Annotated in this window: 1 protein-coding gene and 1 tRNA gene; one reads left to right on the forward strand and one right to left on the reverse strand. The window is 65.0% G+C overall.

What is annotated here, in order from left to right; translation table 11 throughout:
* Window positions 1-722: 722 nt before the first annotated feature.
* A tRNA-Gln gene (locus BACI9J_RS22335) sits at window positions 723-794 on the reverse strand.
* A 79-nt stretch (window positions 795-873) separates the two neighbouring features.
* Between BACI9J_RS22335 and BACI9J_RS22340 the strand changes: the two genes are divergently transcribed.
* Entirely contained in the window at window positions 874-1,368 is a 495-nt protein-coding gene (locus BACI9J_RS22340; RefSeq protein WP_017886164.1) for a MarR family winged helix-turn-helix transcriptional regulator, read from the forward strand.
* Window positions 1,369-1,461: the final 93 nt, after the last annotated feature.

Below are 1,461 nucleotides of genomic sequence, written 5' to 3' on the forward strand. Positions count from 1 at the left end.
TCAACCCCGGATGAGGTTATTCGAAGACTGCGGACCACGGATGTCCCTAGCCTTGCCAGAAGTAACGATTCTCTGCGCCAGCTGCTTCGGGCCCTGGGCGTCAACACTGCAGCATAAACGCGAGGCCTACCCAGTTCTCACCCCTAATCGCCGCTGTTCTAGAGGGAAGCATCGTCGTATCGCATTGGACCGGGCGAAATTCACGATCCGCGCTTCGGGCGAAACCGCACGTGCCCGACAAAGTGCAACTCTAGCGCCGTCAATGGCAGCGGGAAGCAGTGTTCAGCTGGGTTACTTCTGGCCGCGAGCACGACCGCGGAGTGGGGGTCGTGCAGCCGACCTCCCCCTTGCCTCGAGCTGCCTCAGTAGCACAGTCAGCGCCACGGACGATTCCACGCCCGAGTCAGGGCGTCGTGACGGATAAACTCGTACCGAGTGCTGAAACCTGCTCCTGACACTCGCCTAAAGACGAAGTCGGTATACCCACCGTTACGCACTGAAACACCGCCAACTTCGAACATTTGCTTGAGCAGCTTCTTGATATCCGCCATCGACTCAGGCATCGAGGCGCCGCTAGTGAGCGCAGCATCTGCGCTTCCCTTTGCGGTCGACCAACTCGTCAGTTCCATCGCTGATAACGCTCAATATGGATTCGAACCCGAATCTCACGGCTTCGAGCCTGCGTCTTCATGAGGTGAGCAATGTGATCGGCACGGTCGCAGCTCCGCCTCCAGGATTCGAACCCGGACCTAACGGCACCAAAGGCCGTCGTGCTGCCATTACACCAAGGCGGAACGCACCCGAAGGTGCTCCTCCATCTTCCCACGACCCACGAGGCTGGCTGTCCGCTCCGGGTTCGGCCAAGATGGAGGGATGCCGCATGAGGACGAGGTCGATCGCATCGTCGCGGCGTGGGGTCGTGAGCGTGCCGACCTCGACTTCGGCCCGCTCGAGGTGCTGTCCCGCGTGGACCGGCTCGCCCGGCACCTGGACCGCGCCCGGCGGACCGCGTTCGACGCGAGCGACATGGAGCCGTGGGAGTTCGACGTCCTGTCGGCCCTGCGGCGGGCGGGTGAGCCGTATGAACTGAGCCCGAAGACCCTGCTGCAGCAGACCCTGGTGTCGAGCGGCACGATGACGAACCGGGTGGACCGTCTGGCGGCACGGGGGTTCGTGGGCCGACGGACCGACCCGAAGGACGGCCGCGGCATCCTCGTCTCGCTGACGAGCCAGGGCCGGGTGGCGGTGGACGCGGCGATCGCAGACCTGCTGGCCGCCGAGCGCGACATCCTGTCCGGGGTCTCCGCCGACGAGCAGGGTCAGTTGGCCGGGCTGCTCCGCCGACTCATCCTGGGTCTCGGGGACTGACCGAAAGCGGGACGCGGGCCGAGCGGACCCGGCGTAGCGTGCGGCGCATGCACGCGATCACCCTCGCCGTCGCCGACGTTGCACGATCGGCCG

It is taken from the genome of Arthrobacter sp. 9V (genome assembly GCF_902506065.1).
In the GTDB taxonomy this organism is placed as follows: Bacteria; Actinomycetota; Actinomycetes; order Actinomycetales; family Micrococcaceae; genus Arthrobacter.

Coding starts and splice junctions, on each gene's coding strand:
- BACI9J_RS22340 (WP_017886164.1), top strand. CDS start 874: ATGCCGCATGAGGACGAGGTCGATCGCATCGTCGCGGCGTGGGGTCGT.